The organism is Nocardioides sp. (assembly GCF_025964975.1).
Classification (GTDB): Bacteria; Actinomycetota; Actinomycetes; order Propionibacteriales; family Nocardioidaceae; genus Nocardioides.
Map to the genome: position 1 here is coordinate 1 of NZ_JAOPXV010000164.1, position 6,642 is coordinate 6,642.

At 69.3% G+C, this 6,642-nt stretch carries 7 protein-coding genes; 4 read left to right on the top strand and 3 right to left on the bottom strand.

The features are described 5' to 3' along the window. Positions 1 to 44 precede the first annotated feature (44 nt). The gene (gene uvrA, locus JWN68_RS12515; RefSeq protein ID WP_297739326.1) at positions 45 to 1,874 is read right to left on the bottom strand and encodes an excinuclease ABC subunit UvrA; all 1,830 of its coding nucleotides are present in this window, start codon (positions 1,872 to 1,874) and stop codon (positions 45 to 47) included. Between the two features lie 138 nt (positions 1,875 to 2,012). Between uvrA and JWN68_RS12520 the strand changes: the two genes are divergently transcribed. Together JWN68_RS12520 and JWN68_RS12525 are read left to right on the top strand one after the other, a co-directional pair. After that, entirely contained in the window at positions 2,013 to 2,726 is a 714-nt protein-coding gene (locus JWN68_RS12520; RefSeq protein WP_297739329.1) for a maleylpyruvate isomerase family mycothiol-dependent enzyme, read from the top strand. Then, entirely contained in the window at positions 2,720 to 3,394 is a 675-nt protein-coding gene (locus tag JWN68_RS12525) for an MBL fold metallo-hydrolase (protein ID WP_297739332.1), read from the top strand. Before JWN68_RS12520 ends, JWN68_RS12525 begins: the two co-directional genes overlap by 7 nt. A 12-nt stretch (positions 3,395 to 3,406) precedes the next feature. Here the strand turns inward: JWN68_RS12525 and JWN68_RS12530 are convergent, their stop codons facing one another. Beyond that, positions 3,407 to 4,324: a MerR family transcriptional regulator gene (locus JWN68_RS12530; protein ID WP_297739335.1), complete on the bottom strand. Its 918-nt coding sequence runs from the start codon at positions 4,322 to 4,324 to the stop codon at positions 3,407 to 3,409. A gap of 129 nt (positions 4,325 to 4,453) precedes the next feature. Between JWN68_RS12530 and JWN68_RS12535 the strand changes: the two genes are divergently transcribed. Next, positions 4,454 to 5,155, top strand: coding sequence for a response regulator transcription factor (locus JWN68_RS12535; RefSeq protein WP_297739338.1), 702 nt, complete (start codon positions 4,454 to 4,456; stop codon positions 5,153 to 5,155). Between the two features lie 83 nt (positions 5,156 to 5,238). On the opposite strand, the gene JWN68_RS12540 is transcribed toward JWN68_RS12535, so the two are convergent. Continuing rightward, positions 5,239 to 5,850, bottom strand: coding sequence for a hypothetical protein (locus JWN68_RS12540; protein ID WP_297739341.1), 612 nt, complete (start codon positions 5,848 to 5,850; stop codon positions 5,239 to 5,241). A 150-nt stretch (positions 5,851 to 6,000) separates the two neighbouring features. On the opposite strand from JWN68_RS12540, the gene JWN68_RS12545 reads away from it, so the two are divergent. Beyond that, a partial coding sequence (locus JWN68_RS12545) for an SPFH domain-containing protein (RefSeq protein ID WP_297739343.1) occupies positions 6,001 to 6,642 on the top strand: 642 nt, incomplete at its 3' end.

Here is a 6,642-nt window from a genome sequence, read left to right on the forward strand (position 1 = left end):
TTGAGCTCACGCTTCTTGTAGTACTTGCGCCCCTTCTTCGGCAATTAGATGGACTTCCGCCCGGACAGGTAGTCGCCGGTCAGGGACTCGTAGATCTTAAACAGGTCCTGGTAGGAGCCGTAGTGGACGACCAAGACTCCGTGCTCGCCGGCGCCGGGACCGATGTCGACGACCCAGTCGGCGGTGCGGATCGTGTCCTCGTCGTGCTCGACGACGGTCAGGGTGTTGCCGAGGTCCTTGAGCCGCCTCAGGGTTTCGATGAGGCGGTGGTTGTCGCGCTGGTGCAGCCCGATGGACGGCTCGTCGAGGACGTAGAGGACCCCGACCAGTCCCGCCCCGATCTGGGTCGCCAGCCTGATCCGCTGCGCCTCCCCGCCGGACAGCGAGCCGGAGGGACGGTTGAGCGAGAGGTAGTCGAGCCCGACGTCGAGCAGGAAGTTGAGCCGTTCCTGGATCTCCTTCAGGACGCGCTCACCGATCTGCTTCTCCCGCACCGACAGGTCGAGGGTGCGCAGGTAGTAGGCCGCCTCGTTGATCGGCATCGCACAGATCTCGGCGATGTTCTTGCCGCCCTGCTCCTTGGCGCCGAGCGTGACGGCCATCGAGACCGGCTTGAGCCGACTGCCCTGGCACGCGGGGCACGGCACCTCGCGCATGAACCCCTCGAACCGGTCCCGGCTGGTGTCGGACTCCGCCTCGCGGTGGCGCCGCTCGATGTAGGGCCGGACGCCCTCGAAGGCGGCGTAGTAGGCACGCTGACGGCCGTAGCGGTTCTTGGTGACGACGTGGACCTTGGTCGAGTGCCCCTCGAGCAGCGACGTGCGTGCCTTGGGCGAGAGGTCGATCCACGGCGTGTTGAGATCGAAGCCGATCTCCTGGCCCAGCGCGTTCATCAGGCGCAGGAAGTAGTCGGCCACGTGGGCCGAGCTCCACGGCTGGATGGCCCCCTCCCCCAGCGTGGCGTGCTGGTCGGGCACCACGAGCTCGGGGTCTACCTCCATCCGCGTCCCCAGGCCGCTGCACTGGGGGCACGCACCGAACGGCGAGTTGAAGGAGAAGGAACGAGGCTCGAGCTCGTCGGTGTCGATGCTGTGCTCGTTGGGGCAGGCCATCCGCTCGGAGAAGCGGAGCTCACGGCCCGGCTCCTTGGCGTCGAGGTCGACGAAGTCGAAGAGCACCTGACCGCCGGCGAGCTGGAGTGCGGTCTCCACCGAGTCGGTCAGTCGGCGCTTCGAGCTCTCCTTGACGGCCAGCCGGTCGACCACCACCTCGATCGTGTGCTTCTTCTGCTTGTCCAGCTTGGGTGGGTCGTCCAGCGCGTGCGTCTCACCGTTGACCCTCGCCCGGGAGAACCCCTGCGTCTGGAGCTGACGGAAGAGCTCGACGAACTCGCCCTTGCGACCGCGGATGACCGGCGCCAGCACCTGGAAGCGCGCGCCCTCCTCGAGGGCGAGGATCTTGTCGACGATCTGCTGTGGCGTCTGGCGCTCGATCGGCGACCCGCACACGGGGCAGTGCGCGCGACCCGCTCGGGCGAACAGCAGGCGGAGGTAGTCGTAGACCTCGGTGATCGTGCCGACGGTGGAGCGGGGGTTCTTGCTCGTCGACTTCTGGTCGATGCTGACCGCCGGGGAGAGTCCCTCGATGAAGTCGACGTCCGGCTTGTCCATCTGGCCGAGGAACTGCCGGGCGTACGCCGAGAGCGACTCGACGTAGCGCCGTTGGCCCTCGGCGAAGATGGTGTCGAAGGCCAGGCTCGACTTGCCCGAGCCGGACAGGCCGGTGAACACGATGAGGGCGTCGCGCGGCAGATCGAGCGAGACGTCCTTGAGGTTGTGTTCCCGGGCGCCCCGGATGATGAGCTGGTCGATCACGGTCGTCCTTCGAGGTCTGCGAGGAGGGTGCGGTTCGAACAAGTGTTCGTCATGTGACGCGGGGTTGCAACACGCCGCGCGTCAGCTGTCGATCCTACGGGCCTGCCCAACCTTCACTGGAGTGTGTTGAATGGCGCCATGACGCACTCGGTGGAGCCCACCCAGCTCGAGCTGCTCGCCGCCGCGAACCAGCGGCTCGTCCGGACGGTGGACGGCCTGGACGACTCGACGTACGCCCGGGCGTCCCTTCTCCCCGACTGGACCGTCGGTCACGTGCTGGCCCACCTCGCCCTCAACGGTGAGGGCCTCGCCGGGGCCTTGCGCGGAGTGAGCTCGGGCTCCGGCGCTCCCATGTATGAGTCGCAGGAGGCCCGCGACCGTGACATCGCCGAGCTCGGCGTCGCGGCCCCCGGTGAGATCCGCGCTCGCGTGGAGGCCTCGACCCAGCTCTTCGACCGCGAGGTCTCCGCGGTGCCGGACGACCAGTGGGACGTGACCATCGAGCGCACCCCCGGCAACCCCGCCTTCCGCGCGCGCTCCACCGTGCTGATGCGTCTGCGAGAGGTGGAGATCCATCATGCCGACCTCGGTCTGGACTACTCCCGCCGCGACTGGGTGCCTGCGTTCTCCGCGCAGCTCATCGAGTCCGCGACGAAACGGGCGGGTGAGTGGCCCGTCGCCTTCCGGGTGCTCGCCCGCGACCTCGCGCAGACCTGGGAGCTCGGCGACGGCGAACCCGTCTCGACGGTCGCGGGCGACTCGCACGACCTGGCCTGGTGGCTCACCGGCCGAGGCGACGATGGCACCCTGACCGTTGACCACGACAAGCTTCCGGAGGTGCCGGCATGGTGAGCTACACAGGCGACGTGAGCCCGGGCGGGCCGCCCCAGACCCGTAAGGCCGGGTGCGTGACGATCACCAAGGTGGCCGTCGATCCCGACATGTCCAACAACGCCTATCTCCTGCACTGCGAGGAGACCGACGAGGTCGTCCTGATCGACGCCGCTGCGGACGCACCCACCCTGCTGACGCTGATCGGTGACCGTCCCCTCACGGCGGTCGTCACGACGCACCAGCACTGGGACCACCACCGCGCCCTCGCCGAGGTCGTGGCCGCGACCGGGGCGACGGTGATCGCCGGGGCGCCCGACGCGGCCGAGATCACCTCGCAGACCGGCGTCGCCGTCGACCGGACCGTCACCCACGGCGACCGCGTCGCGGCCGGCACCTGTGACCTGACCGTGATCGCCCTGGCCGGCCACACCCCCGGCTCGATCGCGCTCTTCTGGGAGGACGACACCGGCCAGGGACACCTCTTCACCGGCGACTCGCTCTTCCCGGGCGGCGTCGGCAACACCTTCGGCGACGCCGCGGCCTTCGAGTCCTTGATCGAGGACGTGTCGACCAAGGTCTTCGACGTGTACGGCGACGACGTGTGGTTCTACCCCGGACACGGCAGCGACTCGACCCTCGGCGCGGAGCGCCCCCACCTGGCCGAGTGGCGCGAGCGCGGTTGGTAGCTGCTGAGCGACTCAGGCGGGTTGACTCGCCAGCTCGTCCGTCAGCCGGTCAAGCTCGTCAGCGGCCTCGCCGATGCCCCACGGAAGGTCTCGGACACCGGCGGCGAGGCTGGCGCCTGAGGCGCCGCCGGAGCAGACCAGGGGCGACAGCTCGTGCTCGGCGAGCCGCTCGGCGACCGTGGTCGCCGCCGGACGGTCCTGCGGAGTCACGACGGCCAGGACCGCCGCCCGTGCCGCGTGGCTGGTGACGGCGGCCTCCCAGCTGCTCACGGGCACGTCGGCCCCGAGGTAGAGGACGTGCAGCCCACGCCGGCGGATGGCCGTGGCGAAGGCGAGCGCGCCGAGGTCGTGCTGGCTGCCCGAGGGGAGCCCGACGACCACCGCGGGCCCGCGGGACCGGCTGCCGGCGGCGTCGAACGCGGCCGCCAGGCGCCGATGCACGGCGTGGCTGGCCGTGTGCTCGCCCGCGACGTCGATCTCCCCTCGCGCCCAGCCGTCGCCGAGCGCCTCGAGCGTGGGGAACAGCCAGGCGTCGACGACGTGCTCGAAGGACCCGAGCGAGAACCCGCCATCGAGACTCTCCTCAATCCCGGTGGTGTCCATCTGTGCTGCAGCGCTCAGGAAGCGCTCGGTGTAAGTGGTCGACCCGGGCAGGGTCGTGGATGAAGCGGCCGGGCTCTCCTCGTCCATCCGCGCCGCGAGAGCGGGTGGGACCGTCCCGTTGCGAAGGGCGTCGGCTGCTGCCGTAGGCGACCACCCGTCGTCGACCAGTCGGCGCATGGTCGAGATGACGGCCAGGGACTCCTGGTCGTACACCCGATAGCCGGACTCGTTGCGCTGCGGGGCCCATACGGCGTACCGACGCTCCCACGCGCGCAACGAGGTCTCGGGGACCCCCGTGAGTTGCGCTGCTCGCTTGATCGTGTACATAGTTTGCTAGGGTATCGCGACTCAACTCACCTTGGACAAAGCCTGGACAAGTCGGTGCACTGAGTCTACGTTGATGCGGGGAGGGCATTGTGAGGGATGCGCTGTCCGGCGATTGGGAGGAGCGGGATCATGTCAGCAACACGGTCCGGGTTCGACGCCCCGAACGCCTCGGCCGCCGGCTTGAAGCCGGTGCGAGTGACCCTGGTCGATGACGACGAGCTGACGTCCCGGGGCATGGCGTCGATGCTGCTGGGACACCGCGACCGCGTCGAGCTGGTCAGCGCGGCGACTCGCGACGTGAATCCGATCGACATCGCCCTCTACGACCACGCACTCAGTGGGCCCGCCCGCCCTCGCCGGCTGGAGCAGCTGCTGGCCGACAACCGCCTGCGCAAGGTCGTCATCTTCACCTGGAACTTCCAGCCGTGGTCCGCGACCGACCTCATCGAGCAGGGAGCGTGCGGCTACCTCTCCAAAGGCTTGACGAGTGCGCAGCTGGTCGAGGCTCTTCATTCGGTGAACGCCGGGAGGGTTGTGATCTCCGCAGGTGGAGGATCGGGCGACCCCAGGGGCACCCGGACGGACCGCGGCGAGCTGCTGACGGGCCGAGAGGCCGACGTGCTGTCCCACATCGCGAGCGGCTACAGCAACGCCGAGATCGCGGCGACGTTGCACCTGTCCGTGAACTCGGTGAAGTCCTACATCCGCGCCTGCTACCGCAAGATCGATGTCGAGTCCCGCAGCCAGGCCGTCCTCTGGGGCCTGAATCACGGCTTCGGCGGCCCCGGCGCGTCCGTGCCCGCCACGGACAGGGTCCTGGCCTCGTCATGACCGGCGACCACCAGCCAGCTCCGGTGCGACGGGTCGTGTAACCCCTGCGACGACGCGTTGTCCCGTGCCGGTGGGCCACGGGCTCACCAGACTGCGGGGAAGCGCGCGGACCCGGCCACCAGCACAAGGACGACGACGACACAGACAGCAGCCGCGAGCAGCAGCTCGCGTCCCAGGTGTCGCATGGGCGGGACCATCACCCCGGCAAGCCCGCCCAACGCCGCGGCGACAGGCACGGTGAGGACCGGCACCACCGGGCGGGCGAGAGCGGCTGCGATCCCCAGCACGATCCCGACGACCACAACGCGCCCTACGGCGACGGGGCGATCCCCTCGAGGGAGACCCACGACGGTCACAGCGCCGCCGGTCGGCAGCTGATCCGGGGCAAGGACGCGCAGCAGCAGCGTCGCCGTCGCCGGGTCGGTCACCACGACGACGTCGCGGAACCTGTCGCGCAGGGCATGGCGTCGTACCAGGGCGTCCAGTCGGTGCCCCCGGTCGGCACGGGGGAATCTCGCAGGCGCCAGCAGCACGTCCACCTGGGGCTCGACGCGGAGACCTCGCACGACTCGCTCGGCTTCAGCCGTCGGAGCGGTAAGGACGATCGGGTCGCGACCGAGGCCGCCTGCGAGTCGCGCAGGCTCCGACTGCTCCCCCGAGGTGCTCACCACGAAGATGCGCTGGTGACCGGACACGCTCGCGACGATAGCCGGAACGGCGTCACGGGAATCGGCTCCTCCGGTGCCCCCTGACCGCTAGGGTTGCGGCGGTCGACCACCCATCGGGGTGGGCGACGTGTCGGGGGCAGCACCGTCCACGACCGGAACCGTCGAAGGATGTTGACAATGGGACTCTTCCAGGCAGCGACCGGCGCCATCGGCGGCACGCTGAGCGACCAGTGGCTCGACTTCTTCGGCGTCCCCGACGGGCTCCCGTCCACCGCCGCCCTCTTCCCCGCCGTGCGCAAGGGCGAGAACGCCGGCCGTGGGGGCAACGACAGCGCCTCGAGCGGGGTCATCACCAACGGATCGAAGATCGTCGTGCCCGAGGGCTACGGCCTGGTGCTGATCCAGGACGGGGCCTTCACGGGCTTCGCTGCCGAGCCCGGTGGCTACATCTGGAACTCCGAGGAGGCGGCGTCGCAGTCGGTCTTCTCCGGCGGCGGTCTCGTCGACTCGGTGATCAAGCAGAGCTGGGAGCGGTTCAAGTTCGGTGGTCGTCCCTCGGCCCAGCAGACCGCGCTCTATGTGTCCCTGAAGGAGCTGCCCAACAACAAGTTCGGCACCCAGTCGGAGATCTACTGGGACGACGCGTTCCTCAACACCCAGGTCGGTGCGATCACTCGCGGCACCTACACGCTGAAGATCACCGACCCCCTGACCTTCATCCGCAACTTCGTCTCCGCGGGCGTCATCAGCGGCCGCGGGGTCTTCGACTTCACCGACATCGACAACACGGCCGGGGAGCAGCTGTTCAACGAGGTCGTC